This is a genomic window from Variovorax sp. J2P1-31 (genome assembly GCF_030317215.1).
Taxonomy (GTDB): domain Bacteria; phylum Pseudomonadota; class Gammaproteobacteria; order Burkholderiales; family Burkholderiaceae_C; genus Variovorax.
In genome coordinates this window covers 1,379,075-1,405,855 of the sequence record NZ_JASZYA010000002.1, presented here as the reverse complement: position 1 = coordinate 1,405,855, position 26,781 = coordinate 1,379,075, and the positions used below count along the sequence as shown (strand labels likewise).

28 protein-coding genes are annotated in these 26,781 nt (G+C 70.0%); 23 read left to right on the top strand and 5 right to left on the bottom strand.

Going from position 1 to position 26,781, the window contains the following annotated elements; all coding sequences use genetic code 11:
* Window positions 1-76: 76 nt before the first annotated feature.
* Genes QTI20_RS17655 through QTI20_RS17645 form a run of 3 tightly spaced genes read left to right on the top strand, consistent with a single transcriptional unit; the run spans window position 77 to window position 3,512 of the window.
* A complete protein-coding gene (locus QTI20_RS17655; RefSeq protein ID WP_286552729.1) occupies window positions 77-1,447 on the top strand; it encodes an NAD(P)/FAD-dependent oxidoreductase in 1,371 nt (456 codons plus the stop codon).
* Window positions 1,444-2,250 carry a DUF1365 domain-containing protein gene (locus QTI20_RS17650; RefSeq protein ID WP_286552728.1) on the top strand — a complete coding sequence of 269 codons (807 nt, stop codon included), beginning with the start codon at window positions 1,444-1,446 and terminating at the stop codon, window positions 2,248-2,250. The genes QTI20_RS17655 and QTI20_RS17650 overlap by 4 nt, the downstream gene beginning before the upstream one ends.
* On the top strand, window positions 2,247-3,512 hold the full coding sequence (locus QTI20_RS17645) for an SAM-dependent methyltransferase (RefSeq protein WP_286552727.1): 1,266 nt from the start codon (window positions 2,247-2,249) through the stop codon (window positions 3,510-3,512). Before QTI20_RS17650 ends, QTI20_RS17645 begins: the two co-directional genes overlap by 4 nt.
* 21 nt (window positions 3,513-3,533) lie before the next feature.
* On the opposite strand, the gene QTI20_RS17640 is transcribed toward QTI20_RS17645, so the two are convergent.
* The gene (locus tag QTI20_RS17640; protein WP_286574230.1) at window positions 3,534-4,211 is read right to left on the bottom strand and encodes an XRE family transcriptional regulator; all 678 of its coding nucleotides are present in this window, start codon (window positions 4,209-4,211) and stop codon (window positions 3,534-3,536) included.
* A gap of 183 nt (window positions 4,212-4,394) precedes the next feature.
* Here QTI20_RS17640 and QTI20_RS17635 point away from each other — a divergent pair, with 183 nt between their 5' ends.
* The 7 genes from QTI20_RS17635 (at window position 4,395) to QTI20_RS17605 (ending at window position 11,021) form a co-directional block, all read left to right on the top strand.
* Window positions 4,395-5,165, top strand: a complete 771-nt coding sequence (locus tag QTI20_RS17635; RefSeq protein WP_286552725.1) for an ABC transporter permease subunit — start codon at window positions 4,395-4,397, stop codon at window positions 5,163-5,165.
* Window positions 5,162-5,980, top strand: coding sequence for an ABC transporter permease (locus tag QTI20_RS17630; RefSeq protein WP_286552724.1), 819 nt, complete (start codon window positions 5,162-5,164; stop codon window positions 5,978-5,980). Before QTI20_RS17635 ends, QTI20_RS17630 begins: the two co-directional genes overlap by 4 nt.
* Entirely contained in the window at window positions 5,953-6,759 is an 807-nt protein-coding gene (locus QTI20_RS17625) for an ABC transporter ATP-binding protein (protein WP_286552723.1), read from the top strand. The genes QTI20_RS17630 and QTI20_RS17625 overlap by 28 nt, the downstream gene beginning before the upstream one ends.
* On the top strand, window positions 6,756-7,868 hold the full coding sequence (locus tag QTI20_RS17620; RefSeq protein ID WP_286552722.1) for an ABC transporter substrate-binding protein: 1,113 nt from the start codon (window positions 6,756-6,758) through the stop codon (window positions 7,866-7,868). The genes QTI20_RS17625 and QTI20_RS17620 overlap by 4 nt, the downstream gene beginning before the upstream one ends.
* Before the next feature lie 47 nt (window positions 7,869-7,915).
* Window positions 7,916-9,058 (top strand): LLM class flavin-dependent oxidoreductase, encoded by a 1,143-nt coding sequence (locus QTI20_RS17615; protein WP_286552721.1) that lies wholly within the window; start codon window positions 7,916-7,918, stop codon window positions 9,056-9,058.
* Entirely contained in the window at window positions 9,055-9,963 is a 909-nt protein-coding gene (locus tag QTI20_RS17610) for an ABC transporter substrate-binding protein (RefSeq protein WP_286552720.1), read from the top strand. The genes QTI20_RS17615 and QTI20_RS17610 overlap by 4 nt, the downstream gene beginning before the upstream one ends.
* A gap of 62 nt (window positions 9,964-10,025) precedes the next feature.
* Window positions 10,026-11,021, top strand: a complete 996-nt coding sequence (locus QTI20_RS17605; RefSeq protein ID WP_286552719.1) for an ABC transporter substrate-binding protein — start codon at window positions 10,026-10,028, stop codon at window positions 11,019-11,021.
* 17 nt (window positions 11,022-11,038) lie between these two features.
* Here QTI20_RS17605 and mnmC read toward each other — a convergent pair whose 3' ends face one another.
* Window positions 11,039-12,865, bottom strand: coding sequence for a bifunctional tRNA (5-methylaminomethyl-2-thiouridine)(34)-methyltransferase MnmC2/FAD-dependent 5-carboxymethylaminomethyl-2-thiouridine(34) oxidoreductase MnmC1 (gene mnmC, locus QTI20_RS17600; RefSeq protein WP_286552718.1), 1,827 nt, complete (start codon window positions 12,863-12,865; stop codon window positions 11,039-11,041).
* 117 nt (window positions 12,866-12,982) lie between these two features.
* Window positions 12,983-13,255: an oxidative damage protection protein gene (locus QTI20_RS17595; RefSeq protein ID WP_286552717.1), complete on the bottom strand. Its 273-nt coding sequence runs from the start codon at window positions 13,253-13,255 to the stop codon at window positions 12,983-12,985.
* A gap of 165 nt (window positions 13,256-13,420) precedes the next feature.
* Here QTI20_RS17595 and QTI20_RS17590 point away from each other — a divergent pair, with 165 nt between their 5' ends.
* From QTI20_RS17590 to QTI20_RS17540, 11 genes are all read left to right on the top strand, one after another.
* Entirely contained in the window at window positions 13,421-14,443 is a 1,023-nt protein-coding gene (locus tag QTI20_RS17590; protein ID WP_286552716.1) for a sulfate ABC transporter substrate-binding protein, read from the top strand.
* Window positions 14,444-14,573: 130 nt separating this feature from the next.
* Window positions 14,574-15,158, top strand: a complete 585-nt coding sequence (gene ssuE / locus QTI20_RS17585) for an NADPH-dependent FMN reductase (RefSeq protein ID WP_286552715.1) — start codon at window positions 14,574-14,576, stop codon at window positions 15,156-15,158.
* Between the two features lie 184 nt (window positions 15,159-15,342).
* Window positions 15,343-16,359, top strand: a complete 1,017-nt coding sequence (locus QTI20_RS17580; protein WP_286552714.1) for a sulfonate ABC transporter substrate-binding protein — start codon at window positions 15,343-15,345, stop codon at window positions 16,357-16,359.
* A gap of 43 nt (window positions 16,360-16,402) precedes the next feature.
* Window positions 16,403-17,359, top strand: a complete 957-nt coding sequence (locus QTI20_RS17575) for a sulfonate ABC transporter substrate-binding protein (protein WP_286552713.1) — start codon at window positions 16,403-16,405, stop codon at window positions 17,357-17,359.
* Window positions 17,360-17,369: 10 nt separating this feature from the next.
* The gene (gene ssuD / locus QTI20_RS17570; RefSeq protein WP_286552712.1) at window positions 17,370-18,539 is read left to right on the top strand and encodes an FMNH2-dependent alkanesulfonate monooxygenase; all 1,170 of its coding nucleotides are present in this window, start codon (window positions 17,370-17,372) and stop codon (window positions 18,537-18,539) included.
* 8 nt (window positions 18,540-18,547) lie between these two features.
* The gene (ssuC, locus tag QTI20_RS17565) at window positions 18,548-19,387 is read left to right on the top strand and encodes an aliphatic sulfonate ABC transporter permease SsuC (RefSeq protein WP_286552711.1); all 840 of its coding nucleotides are present in this window, start codon (window positions 18,548-18,550) and stop codon (window positions 19,385-19,387) included.
* Between the two features lie 14 nt (window positions 19,388-19,401).
* Complete coding sequence (locus QTI20_RS17560) at window positions 19,402-20,370, top strand: aliphatic sulfonate ABC transporter substrate-binding protein (RefSeq protein ID WP_286552709.1); 969 nt, start codon at window positions 19,402-19,404, stop codon at window positions 20,368-20,370.
* Window positions 20,367-21,179, top strand: coding sequence for an ATP-binding cassette domain-containing protein (locus QTI20_RS17555; RefSeq protein ID WP_286552707.1), 813 nt, complete (start codon window positions 20,367-20,369; stop codon window positions 21,177-21,179). The genes QTI20_RS17560 and QTI20_RS17555 overlap by 4 nt, the downstream gene beginning before the upstream one ends.
* 31 nt (window positions 21,180-21,210) lie before the next feature.
* Window positions 21,211-22,500 (top strand): O-acetylhomoserine aminocarboxypropyltransferase/cysteine synthase family protein, encoded by a 1,290-nt coding sequence (locus QTI20_RS17550; RefSeq protein ID WP_286552706.1) that lies wholly within the window; start codon window positions 21,211-21,213, stop codon window positions 22,498-22,500.
* Between the two features lie 19 nt (window positions 22,501-22,519).
* Window positions 22,520-23,116 carry a malonic semialdehyde reductase gene (locus QTI20_RS17545; protein WP_286552705.1) on the top strand — a complete coding sequence of 199 codons (597 nt, stop codon included), beginning with the start codon at window positions 22,520-22,522 and terminating at the stop codon, window positions 23,114-23,116.
* Window positions 23,117-23,163: 47 nt separating this feature from the next.
* Complete coding sequence (locus QTI20_RS17540; protein WP_183026473.1) at window positions 23,164-23,379, top strand: TOBE domain-containing protein; 216 nt, start codon at window positions 23,164-23,166, stop codon at window positions 23,377-23,379.
* 44 nt (window positions 23,380-23,423) lie between these two features.
* Here QTI20_RS17540 and QTI20_RS17535 read toward each other — a convergent pair whose 3' ends face one another.
* Window positions 23,424-23,918: an Lrp/AsnC family transcriptional regulator gene (locus tag QTI20_RS17535; protein WP_286552701.1), complete on the bottom strand. Its 495-nt coding sequence runs from the start codon at window positions 23,916-23,918 to the stop codon at window positions 23,424-23,426.
* Window positions 23,919-23,998: 80 nt separating this feature from the next.
* Here QTI20_RS17535 and QTI20_RS17530 point away from each other — a divergent pair, with 80 nt between their 5' ends.
* Window positions 23,999-24,901, top strand: coding sequence for an EamA family transporter (locus tag QTI20_RS17530; protein ID WP_286552700.1), 903 nt, complete (start codon window positions 23,999-24,001; stop codon window positions 24,899-24,901).
* 101 nt (window positions 24,902-25,002) lie between these two features.
* A complete protein-coding gene (locus QTI20_RS17525) occupies window positions 25,003-25,572 on the top strand; it encodes a TetR/AcrR family transcriptional regulator (RefSeq protein WP_286552698.1) in 570 nt (189 codons plus the stop codon).
* Window positions 25,573-25,617: 45 nt separating this feature from the next.
* On the opposite strand, the gene QTI20_RS17520 is transcribed toward QTI20_RS17525, so the two are convergent.
* Window positions 25,618-26,715, bottom strand: a complete 1,098-nt coding sequence (locus QTI20_RS17520; protein ID WP_286552696.1) for an alkene reductase — start codon at window positions 26,713-26,715, stop codon at window positions 25,618-25,620.
* Window positions 26,716-26,781: the final 66 nt, after the last annotated feature.

The following is a 26,781-nucleotide window of genomic DNA, read 5'->3' as shown; positions in this document are numbered from 1 at the left end:
GGGCCGCGCACCGGCCGGGCAAATCCAAATCGCCGATGGCTGCGTACAAGCAGCAACAACCCTTCCGGAGCATTCCATGACGACTGCCTTTGCGCCCGATGGCTCGGCCCCCACCCGTGGGCACGACGGCTCTTCGCAGGACATCGCCGTGATCGGCAGCGGGATCTCCGGGCTGTCTGCCGCCTGGCTGCTGTCGCAGCGCCACCGCGTGACCTTGTTCGAGGCCGACAGCCGCCCCGGCGGCCACAGCAACACGGTCGAAGCGCCGAGCGCCGCCGGCCCGGTCGCGGTCGACACCGGCTTCATCGTCTACAACGAGCCCGCCTATCCCAACCTGAGCGCGCTGTTCGACCATCTGGGCGTGGCGACGCAGGCCACCGAGATGTCCTTCGCCGTGAGCCTGGACAAGGGCCAGCTCGAGTACTCGGGCACCGACCTGCGCGGCCTGTTCGCCCAGCGCGGCAACCTGCTGAGCCCGCGTTTCTGGTCGATGCTGCGCGACCTGGTGCGCTTCTACCGCCAGGCGCCGGCCGACGCCGAGCGCTTCGGCCTGATCCCGCTCGACAGCTACCTCGACGCGCGCGGCTTCGGCAAAGCCTTCCGCGAAGACCACCTGTACCCGATGGCCGCGGCCATCTGGTCGACCTCCGCCGCCCGCGTCGGCGAGTACCCGACCGAAGCCTTCGTGCGCTTCTGCGAGAACCACCACCTGCTCAAGCTCGCCGGCCGGCCGGCCTGGCGCACCGTCACCGGCGGCAGCGCGCGCTATGTGGAGCGCCTGACCGCCGCGCTGGGTCAGGGCCTGCGGCTGGACCAGGCCGTGACCGAGGTCAAGCGCGACGCCGAAGGCGTCTGGGTGCGCACCGAGGGCGCGGCCGCGCCGCAGCGCTTCGACCAGGTGGTGATCGCCACCCATGCCGACCAGGCGCTGCGCCTGATGCCCGACGCTACGGCCGCCGAGACGCGCGTGCTGGGCGCCTTCGGCTACAGCCGCAACCGCGCGGTGCTGCACAGCGACCCGGCCCTGATGCCGCAGCGCCGCGCCGTGTGGTCGAGCTGGAACTACGCGGCCGACCGCGGCCGCGCCGAGGCGCCCTGCGTGACCTACTGGATGAACCGGCTGCAGGCCATCCCCGACACCACGCCGATGTTCCTCACCCTCAACCCGACGCTGGAGCCACGCAGCGAGCACCTGATCCGCAGCGAGATCTACGAGCACCCGCTGTTCGACATGAAGGCCATCCGCGCGCAGGACGAGCTCTGGGGCCTGCAGGGCCGCCGCCGCACCTGGTTCTGCGGCGCCTACTTCGGCTCCGGCTTCCATGAAGACGGCCTGCAGGCCGGGCTGGCCGTGGCCGAGGCCCTGGGCGGCGTGCGCCGGCCCTGGAACGTGGCCAACGAGTCGGGCCGCATCCGCATCCGGGCGAACGCCGAGGTCGTGCAATGACCACCGACGCCACCGGCTGCGCGCTCTACGCCGGCCGCGTGATGCACCAGCGGCTGAAGCCGGCGAAGCACCGGCTCGGCTACCGCGTGTTCTCGCTCCTGCTGGATGTCGACGAACTGCCCGCGCTGGCGCAGCGGCTGCGGCTGTTCTCGCTCGACCGCTTCAACCTGTTCAGCCTGCACCAGCGCGACTACGGCGCTGGCGACGGGCTGGGGCTGCGGCCCTATGTGGAGCGGCAACTGGTCGCGGCCGGCCTGCGCGCGGGCGGCGCGATCCGGTTGCTGAGCATGCCGCGCATCCTGGGCTACGCCTTCAACCCGCTGAGCGTCTACTACTGCGACCACCCCGACGGCAGCGGGCTGCAGGCCATCCTCTACGAGGTCAACAACACCTTCGGCCAGCGCCACAGCTACCTGATCGCGGTCGATGCCGCAGGGCACGACGGCCGGGACATCGTCCAGCACTGCGACAAGCAGTTCCATGTCTCGCCCTTCCTCGGGCTCGACCTGCGCTACGACTTCCGGATGCAGGCACCCGACCCGCAGCGCCCCGGCCTGGCGATCGGCATCACGGTGGCCGACGAGGCCGGTCCGGTGCTCGTCGCGCGCTTCGATGCCGAACGCCGCCCGTTGACCGACACCGCCCTGGCCACCGCCTTCTTCTCCCATCCGCTGCTGACCCTCAAGGTGGTGGGCGCCATCCATTGGGAAGCCCTGCGGCTGTGGCTCAAGGGCGCGCGCTTCCATGCCTGCCCCGCCGCCCCCGCCCACTCCGTGACCATTGCCGGAACCAAAGACTCATGAGCACTTCCTCCACCCCGTCGAACGGCCTGCAGGCCGAGTCCCTCGAACAGGCCGCGGCGGCGCTGCGACCGGGCTGGACGCGGCACCCGCTGCGCCGCCTGCTGGTGCGCCTGATGCGCGGCATGGCCTGCGGCACGCTGGTCGTCGAACTGCCCGACGGCCAGCGCGTCGAGGGCCGCGGCGCGGCAGCGGGCCCGCACGCGGCGATCACCCTGCACCGCTGGCGCCCGCTGGCGCGCATGCTGCTGCGCGGCGACATCGGACTGGCCGAGTCCTACCGCGACGGCGACTGGTCGACGCCCGACCTCACCGCGCTGCTCGAGTTCGGCATCCGCAACGAAGCAGGCTGGGGCCGCGTGTTCGACGCCTCGCTGCCCGCGCGCTGGGCCGGCCGGCTGCTGCACCGCGCGCGCGCCAACACGCGCCGCGGCAGCCGCCAGAACATCTCCTTCCACTACGACATGGGCAACGACTTCTACGCCCAGTGGCTGGACCCGGACATGGTCTATTCGAGCGCGCTCTACGCCTCGGGCGACGAGACGCTGGAGCAGGCGCAGGCGCTCAAGCTGCAGCGCATCATCGAGCTGCTGGACCTGAAGCCCGAGGCCAAGGTGCTGGAAATCGGCTGCGGCTGGGGCGCGCTGGCGCTGGCCATCGCGGCGCAGGGCGCGCAGGTCACCGGCCTCACGCTGTCGACCGAGCAGCTCGCGCACGCGCAGCAGCGCGTGACGGCCGAGCAGCGCGAAGCGCAGGTGGACCTGCGGCTGCAGGACTACCGCGACGTCGACGGCGGCTACGACCGCATCGTCTCCATCGAGATGCTCGAAGCCGTGGGCGAGCGCTACTGGCCGGTCTACTTCGACACGCTGCGCGCGCGCCTGGCACCCGGGGGCAAGGCCGTGGTCCAGGTGATCACGATCGCCGAGGCGCATTTCGACCACTACCGCCGCACGCCCGATTTCATCCAGCGCTTCATCTTCCCGGGCGGCATGCTGCCCTCGATCGAGGCGATGCAGTCGCAGGCCGAGCGTGCCGGCCTCACGCTGCAGGTCGTGGAACTGTTCGGCCTGGGCTATGCCCAGACGCTGGCCGAGTGGCGTCGCCGCTTCCTCGCGGCCTGGCCGGCCATCGAGCGGCTGGGCTTCGACGACGCGTTCAAGCGTCTCTGGGAGTACTACCTGTGCTACTGCGAGGCGGGGTTCCGCTCGGGGCGGGTCAATGTGGGGCTGTTCAGCGTGGAGCACGCGCCGGGCGCCGCCTGAGCACCGACAAGGGCGCGTGCCTCAGAGCAGCGCGCCGCACCAGACCACTCGGCCCAGCAGCTTGAGCGAATCGCGCGGCGCGACGAACTCCCGGTGCACGGGGTTGTCCGCGAGCGCGCGCACCGTGCCGCCGATCTCGAGCTGCAGCCGCCGGATCAGCAGATGGCTGTCGTCGCGCAGCAGGTAGAGGCGGTCGTCCTCGATCTCGCGTGCGTCGGTGTCGATCAGCACGATGTTGCCCGGCCGCAGCGTGGGCGCCATGCTTTCGCCACGCACCTCCAGCGCCGACAGGCGGGTGTCGTCGAGGCCGTTGTCGTTGAGCCAGCGAAAGCAGAAAGCCTGCGCCGTGAAATCCTTGCGCGTGCTGGGCCCGACCTCGTCGCGGCTCGACGTCCCCTCCGTTTCCGCCAGGTAAGGCACGAGCCGTAGCGTGCTGGTCGGCAGCGCGGGCGCGCTCGGCGGACGCATCGGCCCGACGCCCGATGCGAGCCATGCGAGCGACACCTCGGCGGCCTGCGCCAGCGCCGTGAGTACGCGGCGTGACGGGTCGCCGCCAGCCATGTAGCGGCTCAGGCCGCTGTGCGAGATGCCGGCCCGCCGCGCCAGCGCGCTGGCGCTGCCGACCAGCGACACCAGTTCACCCAGCCGCGCGATGAAGGCCTCGTCCGCTGCCTCGGCAACCGGGGCGCCAGGTTCCACAGCAGGCTTCATATTCTTCGTTATCCATAAATGTTGGCGCAATCTACAGCGATCGAATCGCGCGGTTGAGAAGAAAAACGCCTATCCAATGACGAAATCCTTCGTAACAACTTCGCGATAGATCAATAGCATTCGCTCAAGTCAATTATCTGCTGTCGAAAGTAATCGATAGCTCAGTTTGAAATGAGCGATTCATTATCGGCCATGGCGCGTCGCGCGCCGGTGCCCCTGTTGTTGCTGGCCCTGTGGCAGTGGGTCACGGCTTCGGGCTGGATGCCACAGGGTACGCTGGCCTCGCCGGGCAGCACGCTGAGTGCGGCCTGGACCCTTGCGGTCGACGGCTCGTTGCAGGAAGCCCTGGTCGTTTCGCTGCGGCGCGCCGCCCTCGGCTTCGCCCTCGGCAGCACGCTGGGATTGGCGCTGGGCCTTGCCGCCGGCTTCTGGCAGCTGGGCGAAGAGCTGATCGACGGCAGCATGCAGATGCTGCGCACGGTGCCCTTCGTGGCGCTCGCGCCGTTGTTCATCGTCTGGTTCGGCATCGACGAGAGCGCCAAGATCGCGTTGGTCGCATTCGCCACGCTGTTCCCGCTTTACATCAACACCTGCGCGGGCATCCGCGGCATCGACAACCGGTTGCTGGAGGCCGGGCGCACGCTGGGCCTGGGTCGTATGGCGCTGGTGCGCGAAGTGGTGCTGCCGGGCGCGCTGCCCTCGATCCTGGTCGGGCTGCGCTATTCGCTGGCGCTGTCGGTGATCTCGCTGGTGATCGCCGAACAGATCAACGCCGACGCCGGCATCGGTGCGCTGCTGCTGGACGCCCGGCGCTTCGTGCAGACCGATGTGATGGCGCTGTGCATCGTGATCTACGCGCTGCTGGGCCTGGCCACCAACGCCGCGGTGCGGCTGCTGGAATGGTGGCTGTTGTCCTGGCGCAGCGGTGTGAGGGCGTCATGAAGGCCGCGGTCGCATCCCGGACGCTGGCGATGGCCGTACCGCGTGCACGCCGTCGGCTCACGCCTCGCGGGCGGCGTGCGTTCGTGCCGCTGCTACTGGTCGTGCTGTGGTCCCTCGCCTCTGCGGCGGGTTGGCTGTCGCCGGCCGTCCTGCCCTCGCCTTGGGCAGTGCTGGGGGCGGCCCTGCGCCTAGGCGTCGACGGTGTGCTGTTCGAGGCCGTGGGCATCTCGCTCTACCGTTTCCTGGCCGGCTTTGCGTTGGGCGCGGTGGCTGGCGTCGGCCTCGGTGTGCTGGTCGCGCTGTGGTCGCGCGGCGAGCAACTGCTGGACGGAACGATGCAGGCGCTGCGCGCGATTCCCTTCCTGGCGCTGGCGCCGATGTTCAGCCTCTGGTTCGGCGCGGGCGAGGCCTCGCGCATCGCGCTGGTGGCCTTCGGCGCCATGTTCCCGCTGTACCTCAACACCATCTCCGGTGTGCACGCCGTCGACCGGCGGCTGGCCGAATCGGCCCACGCGGTGGGCGTGCACGGCTGGGGCGTGGTGCGCGAGATCGCGCTGCCCGGCGCGCTGCCGTCGATGCTGGTCGGCGCCCGGCTGTCCTTTTCGTGGGCTCTGGCGGCCTTGGTCTCGGCCGAGATCATCGGCGCGCCCACCGGCATCGGTGCGCTGATCGCGCAGGCACGCGAGTTCGTCCAGGTCGATGTGATCTTTCTCTGTGTCGTCGTCTACGCCCTGCTGGGGCTGGCGGCCGATGCGCTCGTTCGTTGGCTGGAATGGAGGTTGTTGGCATGGCGTCGGACATTCGCGGGGCAGTGACGCCCGCTTCGGGCCGCGCGCCGCGCGCGGTGGTCTCGGTGCGCGGGGCGTTACGCCGCTTCGGCGAGCGCACCGTGCTGCGGCACGTCGATCTGGACATCCCGCCCGGACAGTTCGTGGCGCTGCTCGGCCCCAGCGGTTGCGGCAAGACCACGTTGCTGCGGCTGCTGGCCGAACTCGATCTGCCCGACGGTGGCCAGATCGACGTGCCCGCGCGGCGCGGCGTGGTGTTCCAGGATGCGCGGCTCCTGCCGTGGCGGCATGTGTGGCGCAACGTCGTCCTGGGGCTGCCGCGCGACCGCGCGCTGGCGGAGGCGGCGCTGGCCGAGGTGGGGCTGACGGCCCGGTCCGGCGACTGGCCCGGCACGCTGTCGGGCGGCGAGGCGCAGCGCGCGGCGCTGGCGCGCGCGCTGGTGCGGCAGCCGGAGCTGCTGCTGCTCGACGAACCCTTTGCGGCGCTCGATGCGCTCACCCGCCTGCGCATGCAGCAGATGGTGCTGGACCTCTGGCAGGCCCACGACCCGGCCGTGTTGCTGGTCACGCACGACGTCGACGAGGCGCTGCTGCTGGCCGACCGCGTGCTCGTGATGCGCGAGGGCGTGATCGCGGTCGACCTGCCGATCGATTTCGAGCGGCCGCGCCGCCGCAACGCGCCCGGCTTCGAGGCGCTGCGCGAGCGGCTGCTGGCCGAACTGGGCGTGGTCGCGCCCGGTGCGGCCTCTGCGGCGCAGTCCCCCCTGTCTTCCCCGTCCTTTCTTTCCGGAGTTCAAGCCCCATGAGCCATGCCGCCCTTTCCCTGCCATCGACACCGGAGGACGTGTGGTACTCGCGCTGCCCGGTGCCGACGCCCTTCGCCGTGGCGCTGAAGCTCGGCTGGCTGCACGAGGCCTTCGAGGCCGCGCCCGGGCGCGACCCGCTGCCCTGGCGTTCGCTGGGCGAGTCGCGAGACGATGCGATCCGCAACGCGCACTTCACGCATGCCCGGGCTGACGTGTTCCGCCACGGCGGCAACATCCCGCCGCTGTGGGCGCGGTCCGAGGGTGCCGACACGCGCGTGATAGGCGTGTCGTGGGTCACGATGCGCCAGCAGGTGCAGGTGCTGCCCGACAGCGACATCCGCACGCCGGCCGACCTGGCGGGCAAGCGCATCCTGGTCCAGCGCCAGCCCACGGCGTCGATCGACTACTGGCGCGCTTCCACGCTGCGCACCTACGAGGCGGCGCTCGCGTCCGCCGGCCTGGGCTTGCACGACGTCGTGCTGGTGGAGCAGAGCTCGCAGGTCGGGGCCCAGAGCGGTGCCACGGCCGCGCTGTCGCCGGACGGCTCACTCTGGACCACCGACCGCAGCCTGGCGCGCCGGCGCGAACTGCTGCTGCCCCTGGTGCGGGGCGAAGTCGACGCCATCGCCACGCAGGCGCACTACGGTGTCGAGTTCGAAGGACTCATCGGCGCGCGCACGATCTTCGACCGCTCGCTCTCTCCGCAACGTCTGGACCGCGTGAACAACGACACGCCCGATGTGCTGACGGTCAGTGCGAGCCTTGTCGAGCAGCGCCCCGAGGTCGTGGAGCGGGTGCTGCTGCAGCTGCTGCGCGCGCGCGACTGGGCGCGCAACCACCGGGCCGAGGTGGTGCGCCTCATGGCCCAAGAGTTCAAAACCTCGGAAGCCCTGGTCGACCAGGCTTGGGGCGCCGACCTGACGGAGGGGCTGAACATCGACCTGGGCGAGGAGAACGTCGCCGCCCTGCAGTCGCAGCACGACTTCCTGCTGCACCACGGCTTCATCCGGCAGGCCTTCGACATCGAACAGTGGATCGATCGCCGCCCGCTCGCGCGGGCCCTGGCCCGGCATGCCGAGGAGCGCATCGCACAACCCGAACCGGCCTGAAGTGCCAACCGTTCACCTCACATCCTTGCAATCGAGAAAGCTTTGAAATGGAAGTCTATTGGTATGTTTTCTACGTCGACGGCCAGTACCCCTGGAACGCCGGCAAGACACGGCATGTGGACCGGCGCTACCTGAAGGCGCTGGGTTCGGCGATCGACGCGTCGGGATTCCACGGCGCGCTGGTGGCGACCGGCGCTGGCGGCGGCTGGGACCCGTGGGCCATCTCGTCCACGCTGGCCGCGCACACGGAACGCATGCGCTTCCTGATCGCGGTGCACCCTTCGCTGCTGTCGCCGACGCTGCTGGCCAAGCAGGCCGTCACCTTCGATCACCTGTCGGGCGGACGGCTCGACATCAACATCGTCAACGGCCATGCCGGCCTGGGCGCGGCGGGTGTGCATCTGGCGCATGACGAGCGCTATGCGCACGGCGACGAGTACCTGGAGGTCTACCGGCGCATCGTGGGCGGCGGCCCCGGCCCGATCGACTTCAAGGGCAGGCACCTGGACATCCGCGGTGGCCAGCCGCTGGATGCGGCCATCCAGTCGCCGTATCCGCCGATCTGGGTGGGTGGCTCGTCCGACGTCGCCATGGACCTGGCGGCCAAGCACGGCGACGTCTACGCGAGCTGGGCCGAGCCGCTGGAAAAGCATGCGGCGCACATCGCCGCATTCCGCGAGCGCGCGGCGGGCTATGGCCGCGAGGTCGAGACCGCGATGACCATCCACGTGGTCGTGCGCGACACCGAGGAGCAGGCCTGGGCCGAGATCGACCGCATGCTCCAGCATGCCGACCAGGGCTCGGTCGATGCACTGCAGCGCGGCCTGCGCGCCGGGCAATCGGTGGGTCAGCAGCGCGCGCTGTCGCTGCACAGCGGGCAGCTGCCGCGCCATGCCCGCGATCTCGAGATCTCGCCCAACGTCTGGACCGGCTACGGCCTGCTGCGCATCGGCTCCAGCATCACACTGGTGGGTACGCCGCGCCAGGTGGCCGACCGGCTCATCGAATACCACAACGCCGGCGTCGACAAGTTCATCCTCTCGCACCATCCGCTGCCCGAAGAAGCGATGCGCGTGGCCGACGACCTGCTGCCGCTGCTGCCGCTCAGTCCGGTACCGGGCCAGCGCGAGCCCGCGCAGCGCAAGGCGCGCACTTTCAACAACCAGCTCAACGGCGTGGGGGCGAAATGAGTCGCAGGATCCGCATCGGCATCCATCCCCAGTCGCCCGCGGGCCCGGTGCTGCTGCGCGCGCCGGCCTTCGAGGCCGCACGGCAGGCGCTCGCCGACACGGTGGAGTGGGTCTGGTACGCGCATGGCACGATGACGCCGGCCCAGTTCGCCAGCGGCGCCATCGATGTGGCGCTGACCGGTGCCACGCCGCCCATCACCATCCAGGCGGCCGGCGCCGACATCGTCTACCTCGCGGTGGGCCAGCCGCGGCCGCGCTCCGGCGCCATCGTGGTGCCGAAGGACTCGCCGGTGCAGCGATTGCAAGAACTTGCGGGGCGCCGCATCGGCTTCGCGGTCGGTTCCTGGCACACCGCCTTCGTGGCGCTGGCGCTCGACGGCGTCGGGCGCTCGTTCCGCGACATCACGCCGGTGAGCTTTGTCGACTCGGCCGGTCGCGTCGACCCATCGATCGTGGACGCATGGGTGGCACGGCCCGAGGAAATCGATGCGCCCGCGCTGCGAACGCTCGCCGTCGTGGGCGATGTCTGGAGCAACCGCAGCGTGAGCTTCGCGCGGCGTGAGGCCGTGGCGCAGGCGCCCGAGGCGCTTGGGCGCTTCGTCGCCGCGCTCGACGCAGCGGGCCGCTGGCTCGGCCGCCATCCCGCCGAGGCCGCGGCCTTGCTGGAGCAGGGCAGTCCGGTGGCGCGCGATGCGCTGGAGCGCGGCATCCGGCAGCAAAGCGGCGCCGAGGGCCTGGGCCCGGCCGGCGCGGCTTTTGCGCAAGAGCAGCAACGCGTGGCGGACGTGCTGGCCGCCGCGGGCGTGCTCGCAGGTGTGCGCATCGGCGATGCAGTGGACAGCGCCAGCGCCGCCGTGTGGGCCCATGCGCAGGCCGCCCGCGGCGAAGCGGCGCTCGACGCATGACACCGCGCCTTTTCCTTTCTTTCTTCGATTTCCCTCAACCTCTGGCTGACGAACGAGCTTTCATGAACCATCGATCCAACCCCCTCTCGTCGCTGCAGCGTCTGGCTTTGGGCCTGCGCCGCGTGCTGGCCGGCGGCGCCCTGCTGGCGCTGGCAGGCCTGAGCGCCGCCCAAGGTGCCAAGCCGGTGGCGCTGCAGTACGGCGTGATCCGCGGCCTCACCACCTCCAACCTGGCCAAGGAGAGCGGCGCGCTCGAGCGCCGGCTCGCCGAGGCCGGCACCGCGCTGGTCTGGCGCGGCCCTTACTCGACCACCCCCTTCGAGGCCCTGAGTGCCGGGCAGGTGGACGTGACCTTTACGACCTCCACCAACGCCTCGCCGGCCATCCTTGGCAATGCGAAGTTCAGGATCTTTGCCTACCAGGCGCCGGACCTGGATGGCGAGGGCATCTGGGTCAAGAAAGACTCCGGCATCAAGACCCTGGCCGACCTCAAGGGCCGAAAGATCGCGACGGACAAGGGCGGCTCGGGCCACCACGTGCTGCTCAAGGCGCTCGACAAGGCGGGCATCTCGCCCAAGGACGTGAAGATCAGCCACTTCGATCCCGCCGATGCGCTCGCCGCATTCAATGGTGGACAGGTCGAGGCGCTGGCGAGCTGGCGCACCTTCGGCGCGTCCGCCGAGGCCAAGGGCAACGGCGTCAAGCTCGTGAGCGGCCGCGAGGTGGGCTCGGAGAACCTGCTGATCTACATCGCGCGCGAACAGTTCGCCGCCGAGCATCCGGAGGCCTTGAAGGCGGTGTTCGAAGCGCTGCGTGAATCGGCCGCGCAGTCGGCCAAGGACCCGGCCGCGACCGCGGTGCTGTGGCAGAAGCTGGGCAACCTCGACGCCCAGACTGCGCCGATCTTCGTGCCGCCTGCTTCGCGCGAGGTGCTGCCCGTCACGCCGGCGATCCTGCCGACGCTGCAGAGCGCGGCCAAGCTGTTCGTCAAGTACCGCGTGATCCCGCGCGAGCCCGACTTCAAGCCCTTCATCCTGGACGTCAACAAGGCGCCCTGAGCGCCTGATCGGGACCTTCAGCGCCGCTGCGTCGACAGCGCCTTCGCCAGCGCATTCGACAGCGGCAGCGGCTCGCCATGCCATTGCGCGGCCAGCAGCTCGGCGCACAGCGCGGCGAAGCTCAGGCCGCGCGAGCCCAGGGCGGTGCAGACCCACAGCCCCGCTTGTTCCGCCGCCAGCGGACCGACCAGCGGCCGGCGGTCGGCCGAGGCGCAGCGGATGCCGGCCCAGGGGGTCGCCTGGTCGAAGCCGTCCGCCAGCGCCGCGGCGGTGGCGGGGTGCAGCCGTTCGAGCTGCGCGCGGTTGGCCGCATGGTCGGCTTCGCGTGGCGTGGTGTCGGTGCTGCCGCGCTCGTAGGTCGCGCCGCTGAGCCAGCGCCAGGTGCCGTCGGGGCCGGGCACCTGCGGGATCAGGTGGCCGTCGCCGTTGACCGGCGTCGCCGCCAGGGGCCCGGCCGATGTGCCCCAGGCCACCTGGCCGCGCACCGGCTGCAGCGGCAGCGCGGGCGCGAAGCGCAGGCTGTCGAAGCCGGCCGCGACCACCACGCGCTCGGCTTCCGCGACCAGGCGATCTTCCGCATCGAACAACTGCCAGCCTGAGGCCGAGGGCGCGAGCCGCGCGACGTCGACCTGCGTGCGCAGCCGGACGCCGGGCTGCGCCAGCCAGGCCGCGACCAGCGCGGCAGGCTTGACCCAGCCCGCGCGGCCATGCCACAGCGCGGCGGCGTCGGTGGGCAGGCCGGCCGCGGCGATCTGCGGTGCGTCGGCCTGCCATGAGAGGTTGGGGCCCGCGGGCGTCCAGTCCGGCGGCAGCCGTGGCGGTGGCACGGCCGGCCGGCGTTCGAGCACGCCGCTGGCGCGCCAGTCACGGCCCTGGACCAGCAGGTCCTCGAGCTGCTGCCAGGTGGCGCGGATGCCGGCGCGCGTGAGCCGCGAGAGCAGGGCGTCGTCGGAGGAGACGTGCGGCGCCAGCAGGCCCACGGGCAGGCCGGAGGCGCCGGCGGCCGCATGGCCGGCGCGCTCGAGCACCTCGACCTGCCAGCCGCGCCGCGCCAGGCTCGCGGCCACGGCCGCGCCCGCGAGGCCGGCGCCGATCACGGCGCAACGGCCCGGCGTGGTCGCCGAGGGAGAGGGCGTGCGCTGGCGCGGCGTCCAAGCTGGGTCGAACACGCCGCGCAGGCAGTCGCGCTTGGGCGGGAAGCCGGGCGCCTTGCGCACCTGGAAGCCGAGCTGCGACAACGTGTCGCGCACCGCGCGCGCGATGGTCCAGGTCGCGAGGCCGGTGCCGCGGCGGGCGAAGCGCGACACCGCCTTGAGCGTGTCGGGCGACCACATGTCGGGGTTCTGCACCGGGCTGAAGCCGTCGAGGAACAGGCTGTCGGCCTCGAAGCGCTGGGCCTTGAGCATGGCCTGCACGTCGCCCACGCACACGGTGAGCAGCACGCGGCCGCCGTCGAAGGCCAGGCGGTGGAAGCCCGGCAGCAGTTCCAGCCACTGCGCGGCCAGTTCCTCGGCCAGCGCATGCAGTTCGGGATACGCGGCGGTGGCGCGGCGCAGGTCCTCGGCGCCCACGGGGTAGGCCTCGATCGACACGAAGTGCAGCAGCGCCGGACGCGCCGGGTCGTCGCGCCAGGCCTGCCAGGTCGCGAGGAAGTTGAGGCCGAAGCCGAAGCCGGTCTCCAGGATGCGCCACTGCGGCCGGCCCGCCCAGGCGCCCGGCAGCCCGCAGCCGCCCAGGAACACATGGCGCGACTGCGCCAGCGCACCGGTCTCGGTGTGATAGATGTCGCCGAAGCGTTCGCTCAGCGGAACGCCATCGGCACGCCAGGTGACGGGTTCGGTCATGGGGAGTGACTCCCTCTCCTTCCGGGAGAGGGCGGGGGTGAGGGCCAGCGGCGTGTCCATGGGAGGACGCCGTGCCCCCATCCCGACCTTCCCCCGGCGGGGGAAGGAGAAGACGGGTCAGGCCGACGGCGGGACGTAACCCTGCGCCACGTCGGCGCCGTCGCCGAAGAAATGCTTCTCCATCTGGCGCTTGAGGTACTCCCGGGCGCGCTGGTCGGCCAGGTTGAGCCGGTTCTCGTTGACCAGCATCGTCTGCTGCTTGAGCCAGGCGGCCCAGGCCTCCTTGCTGACGTTTTCCCAGAGCCGCTTGCCCAGGTCGCCGGGGTAGGGCGGGAAATCGAGTCCCTCGGCTTCCTTGCCGAGCTTGATGCACTGGACCATGCGAGCCATTTGAATTTGCCTTTGCGTGTGGGTTGCGGGACGGCCGTGACCGGGTCCCTTAGTTGATTTCGCTATTTAGAACTGAGAACTCGGTCGTTCCAAGTTCCTTATGCCGAATTCAGAATCGGCAGCTTCATTGATATGCCCCTTGCATTGAACAGAGAGCAGAACACCATGAGCATTCGCCGCGACTTTATCAAGCTTTCCATCGGCAGCGTCCTTGCGAGCGGCATGGCCCTCACGGCCCTGCCGTCGTTCGCCCAGACGGTGAACCTGCTCAACGTCTCCTACGACCCCACGCGCGAGCTCTATGTGGACTACAACAAGGCCTTCGCCGCCTACTGGAAGGGCAAGACCGGCCAGGACGTGGTGATCAAGCAGTCGCACGGCGGCTCGGGCAAGCAGGCCCGCTCGATCATCGACGGCATCGACGCCGACGTCGCCACGCTGGCGCTGGCCGGCGACACCGACGCGCTGGTCTCGCACGGCGGCCTGGTCAAGCCCGACTGGCAGAAGCGCCTGCCGCACAACTCGGCCCCCTACACCTCGACCATCGTGTTCCTGGTGAAGAAGGGCAACCCCAAGGGCCTGAAGGACTGGGACGACCTGATCAAGCCCGGCGTGCAGGTGATCACCCCCAACCCCAAGACCTCGGGCGGCGCGCGCTGGAACTACCTCGCGGCCTGGGAATTCGCCAAGCGCAAGTACGGCGGCGACGACAAGGCCAAGGACTTCGTCGGCAAGCTGTTCAAGAACGTGCCGGTGCTCGACACGGGCGCGCGCGGCTCCACCATCACCTTCGTCCAGCGCGGCGTGGGCGACGTGCTGCTGGCCTGGGAGAACGAGGCCTACCTGGCGCTGAAGGAATTCGGTCCCGAGAAGTTCGACATCGTCGCGCCCTCGATCAGCATCCTGGCCGAGCCCACCGTGGCCGTGGTCGACAAGGTGGTCGACCGCAAGGGCACGCGCGCCGTGGCCGAGGAATACCTGAAGTACCTCTACTCGGACGAAGGCCAGGACATCGCCGGCCGCAACTACTACCGCCCGACCTCGGACAAGGCCAAGGCCAAGTACGACAAGCAGTTCCCCAAGCTGACGCTGTTCACCATCGACGACGCCTTCGGCGGCTGGACCAAGGCCGACAAGGCGCACTTCGCCGACGGCGGTTCCTTCGACCAGATCTACACCAACAAATAAGAAGGCTCGCCCCCCAGGCTCCGGCGCACTGCGTGTCGCCTTCTCCCACCCCCCTACCGGGGGGGCGGGCCGGCCGCTTCGGGCGGCCGCGCGCGGCGGCCCTCACGCCTAAAAACCTCAGAAAGCTACAGTGACAGTTCTCCTCATTGCCGGCAGCCCGACCGCCCCCTCGCGTTCGTCGGCGCTGCTCGAAGCGGTGGGCCAGCGGCTCGAAGGCCGTGGCGCCCGCATCGATCGCATCGCGGTGCGCGAGCTTCCGGCCCAGCCGCTGCTGCATGCCGACTGGAACCATCCGGCCGTCCAGCGCGTGATCGCGCAGGTCGCCGAGGCCCAGGTGGTGGTGGTCGCGACCCCCGTCTACAAGGCCGCCTACAGCGGCGTGCTCAAGGTGCTGCTGGACCTGCTGGCGCAGGACGCGCTCAAGGGCAAGACCGTGCTGCCGCTGGCCACCGGCGGCAGCCCGCACCACATGCTGGCGCTGGACTATGCGCTGCGCCCGGTGCTGCAGTCGCTGGCCGCGCGCCAGATCCTGCCGGGCGTGTACGCCACCGACGCGCAGGTCACGCTCACGCCCGAAGGCGCCTACCAGGTGCACCCGGACCTGGCGCGCCGGCTCGACGACGCGGCCGAGGCGCTGGCCACCGAAGGCCTGAAGCTGGCGCCGCGGCGCGGTTTCGATCCGGTGCCGTTCTCGCAGGTGCGATGTAGTTTCTGACCCGGGATGTGACCCACCCCCGATAGCCGGCGCGCACTTCGTGTCGCTTGGCTTTCCCCCTCAAGGGGGCAACACCAGCGGCCCGGCGGAGCCGGTTCCGCGGTGTTTCACGAACAGAGTTCCGTGCCACCGCTGGGGTGGTCATGGGAAAGGCTTTGCCTGTGTTTCGCCAAAGGACATCTCCATGCATCCCGTCAACCCCGAAGACTTCGCCATCGATTCCGAACCGCGTCCGCTGTGGCAGTCGCTGCGCGACCTCGCGCTGAGCCTGCTGGTGGTCGCGGCCATCGCCTTGATCACGGCCTTCCTGACCGCGACCTCGGCGCATGCGCAGGCCGGTGGTCAGCTGCGCATCGGCTACCAGAAGTCGGCCAGCCTGTTCGTGCTGCAGAAGGCGCAGGGCTCGCTCGAGAAGAAGCTGCAGCCGCTGGGCTTCGGCGTGAAGTGGGTCGAGTTCCCGGCCGGGCCGCAGCTGCTCGAAGGGCTCAACGTCGGCGCGGTCGACGTGGGCTTCGTGGGCGAGGCGCCGCCGATCTTCGCGCAGGCCGCGGGTGCCAAGTTCGTCTACTTCGGCCACGACCCGGCCGCGCCGCGCGCCGAGGCGATCCTGGTCACCAAGGATTCGCCGATCCGCTCGGTGGCCGATCTCAAGGGCAAGAAGGTCGCGCTCAACAAGGGCAGCAACGTGCACTACCTGCTGGTCAAGCAGCTGGAGAAGAACGGCCTGAGCCTGTCCGACATCCAGCCGATCTACCTGGCGCCGGCCGACGGCCGCGCGGCCTTCGAGAGCAAGAACGTCGACGCCTGGGTGATCTGGGACCCGTTCCAGGCCGCGGCCGAGAAGGCCACCGGCGCGCGCGTGCTGGCCGACGGCACGCCGGGCGTGGTGAGCAACTACCAGTACTACCTGGGCGAGCGCGGCTTTGTCACCAGGAATCCGAAGGTGATCGAGGCGCTGTTCGAGGACTCGGTGTCGCAGGGCATCTGGCTCAAGAAGAACCTGCGCGAGGCGGCCGAGATCATCGCGCCGCTGCAGGGCCTGCCGGTGGACGTGGTCGAGCTGGCACTGCGCCGCTACGAGTTCAACGTCAAGCCGCTCACCCCCGAGGTCGTGGCCGACCAGCAAAAGATCGCCGACACCTTCTTCCAGCTCAAGCTGATCCCCAAGGCCATCAAGGTCCGCGACGCGATCGCCAACTAGGCCGCCCCCTCCTTTCTGGCCGAACCGAACAGAGAACAAACCCATGACCTCCCTCTCGCTCCCCCGCCGCCGCCTGCTCCAGGGCGCCGCCGCCGCCATCGTGCTGCCTTCCTTCGCCGCACTGGCGCAGCCGCCGGCGCGCACGCTGCGCATCGGCAACCAGAAGGGCAACCTGAGCCTGCTCAAGGGCCGCGGCACGCTCGAGAAGCGGCTGGCGCCGCTCAACGTGTCGGTGAAGTGGACCGAGTTCACGGCCGGCCCGGTGCAGCTCGAAGCGCTCAACGTCGGCTCGATCGACTTCGGCGACGTGGGCGAGGCGCCGCCGATCTTCGCGCAGGCCGCGGGCGCGCCGCTGGCCTACGTGGCCGCCACCGTGCCGCGCCCCGCGTCGGAAGCGGTGCTGGTGCCCAAGGGCTCGGCGCTGCGCACCGTGGCCGACCTCAAGGGCAAGAAGATCGCGCTCAACAAGGGCAGCAACGTCCACTACTTCATCGTCAAGCTGGCCGAGAAGCACGGCCTGGCCTACACCGACCTGAACCTGGTCTACCTGCCGCCGGCCGACGCGCGCGCCGCCTTCGAGAAGGGCTCGGTCGACGCCTGGGTCATCTGGGACCCCTTCCTGGCCGCCGCCGAGAAGACGCTCGACGCGCGCGTGCTGGCCGACGCCACCGGCGTGGTGGGCAACCGCGCCTTCTACTTCTCCTCGCTCGACTACGTGGCGAAGAACCAGGACGTGCTGAACATCGTGACCGAGGAGATCAACGCCATCGACAAATGGTCGGAAGCCAACAAGGACGCGTACTCGACCGAGCTCGCGGCGCTGCTGGGCCTGCCCAAGCCGGTGCTCGACCTGTCGGTCGGCCGTGGCCGCTACGGTACCGGCCCGATCACCAAGGCCATCCTGGCCGAGCAGCAGCAGATCGCCGACACCTTCTTCGCGCTGAAGCTGATCCCCAAGAAGATCAACGTGCTCGAGGCCGCCGCGGCCAGCATCGCCTGAGAGCGCCGCCATGCAGTTCTTCTGGTTTCTTCCCACGCACGGCGACACCCGCTACCTCGGCAGCGCCGAGGGCGCACGCGCGGTCGAGCTCTCGTACCTGCAGCAGATCGCCGGCGCTGCCGACCGCCTCGGCTACGAGGGCGTGCTGATCCCCACGGGCCGTTCCTGCGAAGACCCCTGGGTCATCGCCTCGAGCCTGATCGGCGCGACAAGCAAGCTCAAGTTCCTGGTCGCGGTGCGCCCGGGCCTGCACCAGCCCAGCCTGGCCGCGCGCATGGCCGCGACCTTCGACCGGCTCTCGGAAGGCCGGCTGCTGGTCAACCTCGTGACCGGCGGCGACCAGACCGAGCTCGAGGGCGACGGCGTGTTCCTCGACCACGCCGCGCGCTACGAGCAGTCGGCTGAATTCATCCGCATCTGGCGCGAGATCCTGGCGCGCAGCCATGACGGCCGGACCTTCGACTACGAAGGCAAGCACCTGGCGGTCAAGGGCGCCAAGCTGCTGTACCCGCCGGTGCAGACGCCGTACCCGCCGGTGTGGTTCGGTGGCTCGTCGGAAGCCGCGCACGAGCTCGCGGCCGAGCAGGTCGATGCCTACCTGACCTGGGGCGAACCGCCGGCCGAGGTCGCGAAGAAGATCGCCGACGTCAGGGCGCGCGCCGAGCGCAAGGGCCGCAAGGTCGAGTTCGGCATCCGCCTGCACGTGATCGTGCGCGAGACCGACGAAGCCGCCTGGCAGGCCGCCGAGGACCTGATCAGCCGCGTCGACGACGCCACCGTGATCCGCGCCCAGGCCGTCTTCGCGAAGATGGATTCCGAAGGTCAGCGCCGCATGGCCGCGCTGCATGCCAAGGGCGCCAAGCGCACCCGGGCCGACCTCGAGATCTCGCCCAACCTGTGGGCCGGCGTGGGCCTGGTGCGCGGCGGCGCGGGCACGGCGCTGGTCGGCGACGCCAAGACCGTCGCGGCGCGCATCGAGGAGTACGCGGCCCTGGGACTCGACAAGTTCATCCTCTCGGGCTACCCGCACCTCGAGGAGGCCTACCGCTTCGCCGAACTGGTGTTCCCGCTGCTCTCCTACAAGACGAAGGCGCGGCTGGCCGGCGGCCTGCCGACCGGGCCCTTCGGCGAGGTCGTGGCCAATCTCGACGCGCCTTCGCGTCTGGCTTCGCAAAGCTGAGGACGGCCATGACCGAACAAGTGCAGAAACTGCCGGCCGTCGCCCCCACCGATGGCGCGGCGGGCGCGCTCAGGGGCTTCGGCCTGAACGTCGCGAAGCGGCTCGTGCCCTGGCTCGTGCCGGTGGGCCTGATCGTGTTCTGGCAGATCGCCTCCTCGCTCGGTTGGCTGTCCACGCGCGTGCTGCCGGCACCGATCGACGTGGTCAAGGCCGCGTGGACGCTGACCGTGTCGGGCGAGCTCTGGACCCATGTGAAGGTCAGCGCGGGCCGTGCGCTCGCGGGCCTCGCGATCGGCGGCGGCGCGGGCCTGGCGCTGGGCCTGCTGACCGGCTCGGTGAAGTTCGCCGAGACCCTGCTCGACTCCACCATCCAGATGGTGCGCAACATCCCGGCGCTGGCGCTGATCCCGCTGGTGATCCTCTGGTTCGGCATCGACGAGACCGCCAAGCTGTTCCTGATCAGCATCTCGGTGTTCTTCCCGATCTACCTCAACACCTTCCACGGCATCCGCAACGTCGACCCGCAGCTCATCGAGATGGGCCGCACCTACGGCCTCACCCGCTGGCAGCTCTACCGCGAGGTGATCCTGCCGGGCGCGCTGTCGTCGATCCTGGTCGGGCTGCGCTTCTCGCTGGGCCTGATGTGGGTGATCCTGATCGTGGCCGAGACCATCTCGGCGCAGGCCGGCATCGGCTACCTGACGATGAACGCCCGCGAGTTCCTGCAGACCGACATCGTGCTGGTGGGCATCCTGCTCTACGCGCTGCTGGGCAAGCTGGCCGACCTGTTCGCGCGCGGCCTCGAGCACTGGTGGCTGCGCTGGCACCCCGGCTATCAATCCAAGTGACGGGAAGACACCCCATGACCTCATCGCTTTCCCTCACCCGCCGCGGCGCGCTCGGCACGCTGGCCGCGCTCGGTGCGGCATCGGCCTTCGCGCAGCAGGGCCACGGCACGGTGCGCATCGGCTACCAGAAGTCGTCGACGCTGATCGTGGTGCTCAAGACCCAGGGCACGCTCGAGCAGCAGCTCGCGCCGCTGGGCGTCAAGCCCAGCTGGCACGAGTTCACCAGCGGCCTGCCGCTGCTCGAGGCGCTGAACCTCGACAACCTGGACTTCAGCGCCGACGTGGCCGACACCGTGCCGGTGTTCGCGCAGGCGGCCGGCGCGCAGCTGACCTTCGTGGCGCAGGAAGCGCCGTCGCCCGCGGCCCAGGCGATCGTGGTGCGCGAGGACTCGCCCATTCGCACGGTGGCCGACCTCAAGGGCCGCAAGATCGGCTTCGCCAAGGCGGCCGGCGTGCACTACCTGCTGATCGCCGCGCTCGACAAGGCCGGCCTGTCCTTCAAGGACATCGAGCCGGCCTACCTGACACCGGCCGATGGCCGCGCGGCCTTCGAGAAGGGCGCGATCGACGCCTGGGTCGTGTGGGACCCGTTCCTCTCGGCCGCCCAGCGCCAGTCGAAGGTGCGGGTGCTGGCCGACGGCACCGGCATCGCTTCCTACCAGCGCTACTACCTGGCCAGCACCAAGTTCGCGACCGCGCGGCCCGATGTGCTGCGTGTGCTCTACGCCGAACTGGCGAAGGCCGGCCGCTGGGTCAAGCAGTATCCCAAGGACGCGGCCGCGCTGCTCGCGCCCGTGTGGGGCATCGACGCCGCGACGGTGGAGCAGGCCAATGCCCGGCGCAGCTATGCGGTGCGCCCGGCCGTGGCCGAGGGCCTGGCCGAGCAGCAGAAGATCGCCGACGCCTTCTTCGCCGAGAAGCTGCTGCCGCGCAAGCTGAATGCGCTCGACGTGCCGCTGTTTCAACCGGGAGCCGGTGCATGAGCAACGAACCTTTGATCGCCGGCGGCGTGAAGCTCGAAGTGCGCGGCGTGCACAAGCGCTACGGCGCGCGCGAAGTGCTGCGCAACACGCAGCTGAACATCGAGCCCGGCCAGTTCATCGCCATCGTGGGCCGCAGCGGCTGCGGCAAGAGCACGCTGCTGCGCCTGGTGGCGGGCCTCGAAGCGGCCACCGAAGGCACGCTGGCCACCGACGGCCGCGCCATCGACGGCCTGCACGACGACACCCGGATCATGTTCCAGGAAGCGCGCCTGCTGCCCTGGCGCCGGGTGCTCGACAACGTCACGCTGGGCCTGCCGACCGACCTGCGCGAACGCGGCCGCGAGGTGCTGGCCCAGGTCGGCCTGGCCGACCGCGAGAACGAATGGCCGGCGCGGCTGTCGGGCGGCCAGCGGCAGCGCGTGGCGCTGGCGCGTGCGCTGGTGCACCACCCGCGGCTCTTGCTGCTCGACGAGCCGCTGGGCGCGCTGGACGCGCTCACGCGCATCGAGATGCACCGGCTGATCGAGAACCTCTGGCAGCGCCACCGCTTCACCGCGCTGCTGGTCACGCACGACGTGCAGGAAGCGGTGGCGCTGGCCGACCGCGTGATCCTGATCGAGGACGGCCGCATCGCGCTCGACGAGAACATCGCGCTGGCCCGCCCGCGTTCGCAGGGCGACCCGGCCTTCGCGGCGATCGAGAAACGCATCCTCGACCGCGTGCTGCAGAAGCCCGACACGGCCGAGCCCGGGGAGGGCGACGCGCGCTGGCTGAACCCCTCGGCGCACGCCCTGCGCTGGGCCATCTGAACCTCTTCTTCCCACAAAAAAAGGCACACACATGTCCAGCAACTGGAAATTCGAAACCCTCTCGGTCCACGCCGGCTACTCGCCCGAGCCGACCACGCGCGCGGTCGCGCCGCCGATCTACCAGACCGTGGCCTATGCCTTCGACAGCGCGCAGCACGGCGCCGACCTGTTCGACCTCAAGGTGCCGGGCAACATCTACACCCGCATCAACAACCCGACGCAGGACGTGCTCGAGCAGCGCGTGGCCGCGCTCGAGGGCGGCATCGCGGCGCTGGCCCTGGCCTCGGGCCAGGCCGCCGTGACCTATGCGATCCAGACCATCGCGGAAGCCGGCGACAACATCATCAGCAGCACCGCGCTGTATGGCGGCACCTACAACCTGTTCGCCCACACGCTGCCGCAGTTCGGCATCACCACGCGCTTCGCCGACCACCGCGACCCGGCGAGCTTCGAGAAGCTGTTCGACGAGAAGACCAAGGCGGTGTTCGTCGAGTCGCTGGGCAACCCGGCCGGCAACGTGACCGACATCGCCGCCATCGCCGAAATCGCGCACCGCCACGGCGTGCCGCTGATCGTCGACAACACCGTCCCTTCGCCGTACCTGAGCCGGCCCATCGAGCACGGCGCCGACATCGTGGTGCACTCGCTGACCAAGTACCTGGGCGGCCACGGCACCAGCATCGGCGGCGCGATCGTCGATTCGGGCAAGTTCCCGTGGGCCGAGCACAAGGAGCGCTTCAAGCGCCTCAACGAACCCGACGTGAGCTACCACGGCGTGGTCTACACCGAGGCGCTGGGCCCGGCCGCCTACATCGGCCGCGCGCGCGTGGTGCCGCTGCGCAACACCGGCGCGGCCATCTCGCCTTTCAATGCCTTCCTGATCCTGCAGGGCATCGAGACGCTGGCGCTGCGCATGGACCGCATCAGCAGCAATGCGCTGGCGGTGGCGCAGCACCTGAAGGCGCACAAGGCCGTGAACTGGGTCAACTACGCGGCGCTCGAGGACCACCCCGACCATGCGCTGGCGCAGAAGTACTTCGGCGGCAAGTCCAGCGGCGTGCTGACCTTCGGCATCGGCAGCGGCCGCGAAGGCGGCGCGAAGTTCCTCGATGCGTTGAAGCTCTTCACGCGCCTGGTGAACATCGGCGACGTGCGCTCGCTGGCCACGCACCCGGCCTCGACCACCCACCGGCAGCTCAACGCCGAAGAGCTGGCCAAGGCCGGCGTGACCGAGGACACGGTGCGCCTGTCGGTCGGCATCGAACACATCGACGACCTGCTGGCCGACCTCGACGTCGCGCTGGCGGCGGCTTCGTCCTGAACGCCTCGCGAGGAGAACCATGACCACGCTCAACACCATCCCCGAAGCCGCGCTGGACCAACTGTTCCGCGCCGCCCGCACGGTGCACGCCTTCCAGCCGGTGCCCGTGACCGACGAACTGATCCACAAGCTCTACGAACTGGTGAAGTGGGGCCCGACGGCCTTCAACGCCCAGCCCGCGCGCTATGTGTTCGTGCGCAGCGAGGAGGCCAAGGCGAAGCTCAAGCCGGCGCTGTCGGCGGGCAACAGCGCGCAGACGCTCGCGGCCGGCGTGACGGTGATCGTCGCGCACGACACGCGCTTCTACGAGCACCTGCCCACGCAGTTCCCGGCCTACGACGCCAAGCCGATCTTCGAGAACAGCGCCGAGGCCGCGCAGGCCACGGCCTTCCGCAACAGCAGCCTGCAGGGTGCCTACCTGATCCTCGCGGCGCGCGCGCTGGGCCTCGACGCGGGGCCGCAGTCGGGCTTCAACGCCGCGCTGGTCGACCAGGCCTTCTTCCCCGACGGCCGCTACCGCACCAACTTTTTGCTCAACCTGGGCGTGGCCGACCACAGCGGCACCTTCCAGCGCGGGCCGCGCCTGGCCTTCGACGAAGTGGCCCAGATCCTCTGACCCGCATTCATTCTTCCATCCCCGCTTCAACCCGAAAGAGAAACACCATGTCCATCCAAGCCATCAACGTCCGCAACCAGTTCAAGGGCAAGGTCAAGGAAATCATCCGCGGCGACGTCGTCTCCGAAGTGGATGTCGAGACGCCCTGGGGCATCGTCACCTCGGTGATCACCACGCGCTCGGTCGACGAGTTGCAGCTCAAGCCCGGCTCCGACGTGGTCGCGCTGGTGAAGTCGACCGAAGTCTCGATCGCCAAGCTCTGAGTTCCGCGCGGCCCTGCGCTTCATCGCAGCAGGGCCACCGCGGATCACGCCGGCGTGTCCTGCGGCAAGGGCACCTGCAGTCCCGCCTTCAGGCAGGCCAGGGCCACGGAAGTGCGGAAACGCCGCACGTTGTCGTCGCCCCGGAGCATCCGGTCGGCGAGCGCGTCGTACTCCGCCATGGAGGCGACATGGATGATCAGCAGGTAGTCCGCCTCGCCGGTGATCACATAGCACTGCTGCACCGCGGGCTCGGCGTCGATGCGCTGGCGCAGCGCCGCGGTGCGCAAAGGGTGTTCGTCGTGCACGTGCACTTCCACCGTCAAGGTCAGCGACCGGCCCAGCTTCGCCGCATCGAGCACGGCCACCTCGGCGCGGATGACACCGCTGTCCCGCAGCCGCTGGATGCGCCGCTGCACCGCGGGCGCCGAGAGGTGCACCGCCTGCGCGATCGCGCGCTGCGGCATGGTGTTGTCGCGTTGCAGGATGTCCAGGATCGCGAGGTCGAAGCGGTCGAGGGGCGGCGAGGCGTGGAGCGGCATGGGGCAGGGCGAGCGAAAGTTGCGTGGGGCCGTCGAAACAAGAGGGAAAAGCAGGCCGGCCGCGCCATACATTGTCTCCAATGTCTTCGACCCGCACCGCCTCGCTCTTTCCCTTCCTCGCCATCCTCGGCGCCGTCGTCTGCCTGGGCCTGGGCACCTCCTGGGCCAAGAACAGCCTGTTCCCGGCCCTCGGGGCCCAGGGCACGACCGCGCTGCGCATCGGCTTCTCCGCCTTGTTCATGCTGCTGCTGTGGCGCCCCTGGCGCAAGCTCCCGACGCGCGCCGAGCTGCGGGTGATCGCCGGCTACGGCGCGGCGCTGGGCGCGATGAACCTGGCCTTCTACATGTCTTTGCGCACGCTGCCCTTCGGCATCGCCGTGGCCATCGAGTTCTCGGGCCCGCTCGCGGTCGCGATCTTCTCGTCGCGCCGGCCCATGGACTTCGTGTGGGTGCTGCTCGCCGTGTGCGGCCTGGGGCTGCTGCTGCCGATTGGCCATGAGGTCAGCACGCTCGACCCGGTCGGCGTGCTGTATGCGCTGGCGGCGGCGGTCTGCTGGGCCACCTACATCGTCTTCGGCAAGCGCGTCGGCCACCTGCCCACGGGCCAGACCGTGTCGCTGGGCCTGGCGGTGGCCGCGCTGGTGGCCATGCCCTTCGGGGTGGCACATGCGGGCACGGCGCTGCTGTCGCCGTCGCTGCTGATGGTGGGCGCCGCCGTGGCCGTCCTCTCGAGTGCCATCCCGATCTCGCTGGAGATGATGGCGCTTCGGCGGCTGCCCCGGCACGCCTTCGGCATCATGATCAGCATGGAGCCCGCCGTGGCCGCCATCCTGGCGCTGGGCCTGCTGGGCGAACAGCTGAGCCTGTCGCAATGGCTGGCGATCGGGCTCATCGTGGGGGCGTCGATGGGCAGCGCCATGACGGCCGGCCGGTCCGCCAAGCGCGCCGCCAGGCCGGTGCTGGTGCAGGACGGGGTGTCCTGAGCGCAGGTCCGGGGCCGGTCTCCGGGGCCGCCGATGCGTATGGAATACTGCAGCGCCTCGAGGGGCCTGTCGCGCGCCCCCGCCGCCGAGTGACCGAATCCATGCCCAAACCCACCAAATCAGAAATCGACGCCGACATCATCGACCGTGCCTCGGCCCTGTTCGCCAGGCACGGTTTCGACCACACCTCGCTCCAGCAGATCGCCGACGCCGTCAACTATTCGAAGGCCGGCTTGCTGCATCACTTCCCGAGCAAGCTCGCGATCTACGCCGCGGCGATCGACACGGTGCGGGCGCACATGCTGGAGGTGCGCGACAGCACGGCGCACATTCCCGTCGGCATCGAGCGCGACAAGGCGCTGGTGGAACGCGCGGTGCAGTTCACCTACGACTGGCCCGGCGTGTCCACGCTCTCCAGCCGCATCGCCGAGAACGAGCCCGACGGCGATCCGCAGCTGGTGGAGATCGGCCTGATCCTCTACGAGGCCCTGGGCATCGATTTGAAGAAGCTCGACATGGAGCGCATCGTGCGTGTGACCAGCGCCTTCACCGGGCTCGGCGTCACCGCGCTGCAGGCGGTGCGGGTGGACCTCAAGCGCGAATGGCGCAGCCACATCGTGCAGGCGGCCATGGACGCGCTGGGCCATGGCAAGCGCCGCGCCGCGAAGTGAGCGCCGCGCCCTTCGCCTGAACGCTGCGGCACGGCCGCCGCGCGCTCAGGCCGCCTCGGCGAAGGCCGGGTAGTCGGTGTAGCCCTCGCCGCCGCCGCCGTAGAAGGTGGCGTGCGCGTCGTAGTTGACCGGCGTGAGCGCATGGCCGCGCGCGATGCGCGTCACGAAGTCGGGGTTGGTGATGAAGGGCTGGCCGAAGGCGACCAGGTCGGCCAGGCCCTTGTCCAGGATCTCCTGCGCGCTGTCCCTGGTGTACTTGCCGGCCACCATGATCGGGTTGCGGTAGAGCGCGCGCGCCTCCTGGCGGTAGGCCTCGGGCATGGCCGTGTAGCGCGAGATGTTCTCCGAGAAGTGCACATAGGCCAGGTCCATCGGCGCCAGCGCCTGCATGGCCTTGAGCGTGACGGCCGGGATCTCCGGGTCCTCGTCGGCATAGCCCTCGGTCACGAAGGGCGACACGCGGATGCCGACGCGGTCGCCGCCGACCGCGTCGACCACGGCCTGCGTCACTTCCTTCAGCAGGCGAACGCGCTTCTCCGCCGAGCCGCCGTAGGCGTCGCTGCGCTGGTTGCTGTGCAGGCGCATGAACTGGTCGATCAGGTAGCCGTGGGCCGCGTGCAGCTCGACACCGTCGAAGCCGGCCGCGATCGCGTTCCGCGCGGCGGTGACGAAGTCGCCGATCGTGTCCTCGATGTCGGCCAGCGTCATGGCGCGCGGCGTGCCGGTCTCGATCATGCCGAAGCCGCCTTCGGGCAGCGGGCCGTAGACCTTGTCCGGGTGCTTCACGGCCGAGGCCGACACCGGCGTGTGGCCCGAGATCGAGGCGTGCGAGCGGCGGCCCACGTGCCACAGCTGGACGAAGATCTTGCCGCCGTTGCGGTGCACCGCGTCGGTCACCTTCTTCCAGCCCGCCACCTGGGCCGGCGAATAGATGCCGGGCGTCAGCGAGTAGCCGCGGCCGACCTCGGAGATCGGCGTGCCTTCGCTGACGATCAGGCCGGCGCCGGCGCGCTGCGCGTAGTAGGTGGCCATGAGCTCGTTGGGCACGTCGCCGGGCTGGTCGGCGCGCGAGCGGGTCATGGGGGCCATGACGACCCGGTTCGCCAGGTTCAGGCGACCGAATTGGTGGGGGGTGAACAGCATGTGTGTCTCCGTGGGATGAACGATGCTGCGCACTGTAGGCAGATGCCAGGCCGTGAACTAGACTCA

Excerpts from the sequence above, each read along its gene's own strand:
- QTI20_RS17655 (WP_286552729.1), top strand. The coding sequence starts at position 77 with ATGACGACTGCCTTTGCGCCCGATGGCTCGGCCCCCACCCGTGGGCAC.
- QTI20_RS17650 (WP_286552728.1), top strand. The coding sequence starts at position 1,444 with ATGACCACCGACGCCACCGGCTGCGCGCTCTACGCCGGCCGCGTGATG.
- QTI20_RS17645 (WP_286552727.1), top strand. The coding sequence starts at position 2,247 with ATGAGCACTTCCTCCACCCCGTCGAACGGCCTGCAGGCCGAGTCCCTC.
- QTI20_RS17635 (WP_286552725.1), top strand. The coding sequence starts at position 4,395 with ATGAGCGATTCATTATCGGCCATGGCGCGTCGCGCGCCGGTGCCCCTG.
- QTI20_RS17630 (WP_286552724.1), top strand. The coding sequence starts at position 5,162 with ATGAAGGCCGCGGTCGCATCCCGGACGCTGGCGATGGCCGTACCGCGT.
- QTI20_RS17625 (WP_286552723.1), top strand. The coding sequence starts at position 5,953 with ATGGCGTCGGACATTCGCGGGGCAGTGACGCCCGCTTCGGGCCGCGCG.
- QTI20_RS17620 (WP_286552722.1), top strand. The coding sequence starts at position 6,756 with ATGAGCCATGCCGCCCTTTCCCTGCCATCGACACCGGAGGACGTGTGG.
- QTI20_RS17615 (WP_286552721.1), top strand. The coding sequence starts at position 7,916 with ATGGAAGTCTATTGGTATGTTTTCTACGTCGACGGCCAGTACCCCTGG.
- QTI20_RS17610 (WP_286552720.1), top strand. The coding sequence starts at position 9,055 with ATGAGTCGCAGGATCCGCATCGGCATCCATCCCCAGTCGCCCGCGGGC.
- QTI20_RS17605 (WP_286552719.1), top strand. The coding sequence starts at position 10,026 with ATGAACCATCGATCCAACCCCCTCTCGTCGCTGCAGCGTCTGGCTTTG.
- mnmC (WP_286552718.1), bottom strand. The coding sequence starts at position 12,865 with ATGACCGAACCCGTCACCTGGCGTGCCGATGGCGTTCCGCTGAGCGAA.
- QTI20_RS17595 (WP_286552717.1), bottom strand. The coding sequence starts at position 13,255 with ATGGCTCGCATGGTCCAGTGCATCAAGCTCGGCAAGGAAGCCGAGGGA.
- QTI20_RS17590 (WP_286552716.1), top strand. The coding sequence starts at position 13,421 with ATGAGCATTCGCCGCGACTTTATCAAGCTTTCCATCGGCAGCGTCCTT.
- QTI20_RS17580 (WP_286552714.1), top strand. The coding sequence starts at position 15,343 with ATGCATCCCGTCAACCCCGAAGACTTCGCCATCGATTCCGAACCGCGT.
- QTI20_RS17575 (WP_286552713.1), top strand. The coding sequence starts at position 16,403 with ATGACCTCCCTCTCGCTCCCCCGCCGCCGCCTGCTCCAGGGCGCCGCC.
- ssuD (WP_286552712.1), top strand. The coding sequence starts at position 17,370 with ATGCAGTTCTTCTGGTTTCTTCCCACGCACGGCGACACCCGCTACCTC.
- ssuC (WP_286552711.1), top strand. The coding sequence starts at position 18,548 with ATGACCGAACAAGTGCAGAAACTGCCGGCCGTCGCCCCCACCGATGGC.
- QTI20_RS17560 (WP_286552709.1), top strand. The coding sequence starts at position 19,402 with ATGACCTCATCGCTTTCCCTCACCCGCCGCGGCGCGCTCGGCACGCTG.
- QTI20_RS17555 (WP_286552707.1), top strand. The coding sequence starts at position 20,367 with ATGAGCAACGAACCTTTGATCGCCGGCGGCGTGAAGCTCGAAGTGCGC.
- QTI20_RS17550 (WP_286552706.1), top strand. The coding sequence starts at position 21,211 with ATGTCCAGCAACTGGAAATTCGAAACCCTCTCGGTCCACGCCGGCTAC.
- QTI20_RS17545 (WP_286552705.1), top strand. The coding sequence starts at position 22,520 with ATGACCACGCTCAACACCATCCCCGAAGCCGCGCTGGACCAACTGTTC.
- QTI20_RS17540 (WP_183026473.1), top strand. The coding sequence starts at position 23,164 with ATGTCCATCCAAGCCATCAACGTCCGCAACCAGTTCAAGGGCAAGGTC.
- QTI20_RS17535 (WP_286552701.1), bottom strand. The coding sequence starts at position 23,918 with ATGCCGCTCCACGCCTCGCCGCCCCTCGACCGCTTCGACCTCGCGATC.
- QTI20_RS17530 (WP_286552700.1), top strand. The coding sequence starts at position 23,999 with ATGTCTTCGACCCGCACCGCCTCGCTCTTTCCCTTCCTCGCCATCCTC.
- QTI20_RS17525 (WP_286552698.1), top strand. The coding sequence starts at position 25,003 with ATGCCCAAACCCACCAAATCAGAAATCGACGCCGACATCATCGACCGT.
- QTI20_RS17520 (WP_286552696.1), bottom strand. The coding sequence starts at position 26,715 with ATGCTGTTCACCCCCCACCAATTCGGTCGCCTGAACCTGGCGAACCGG.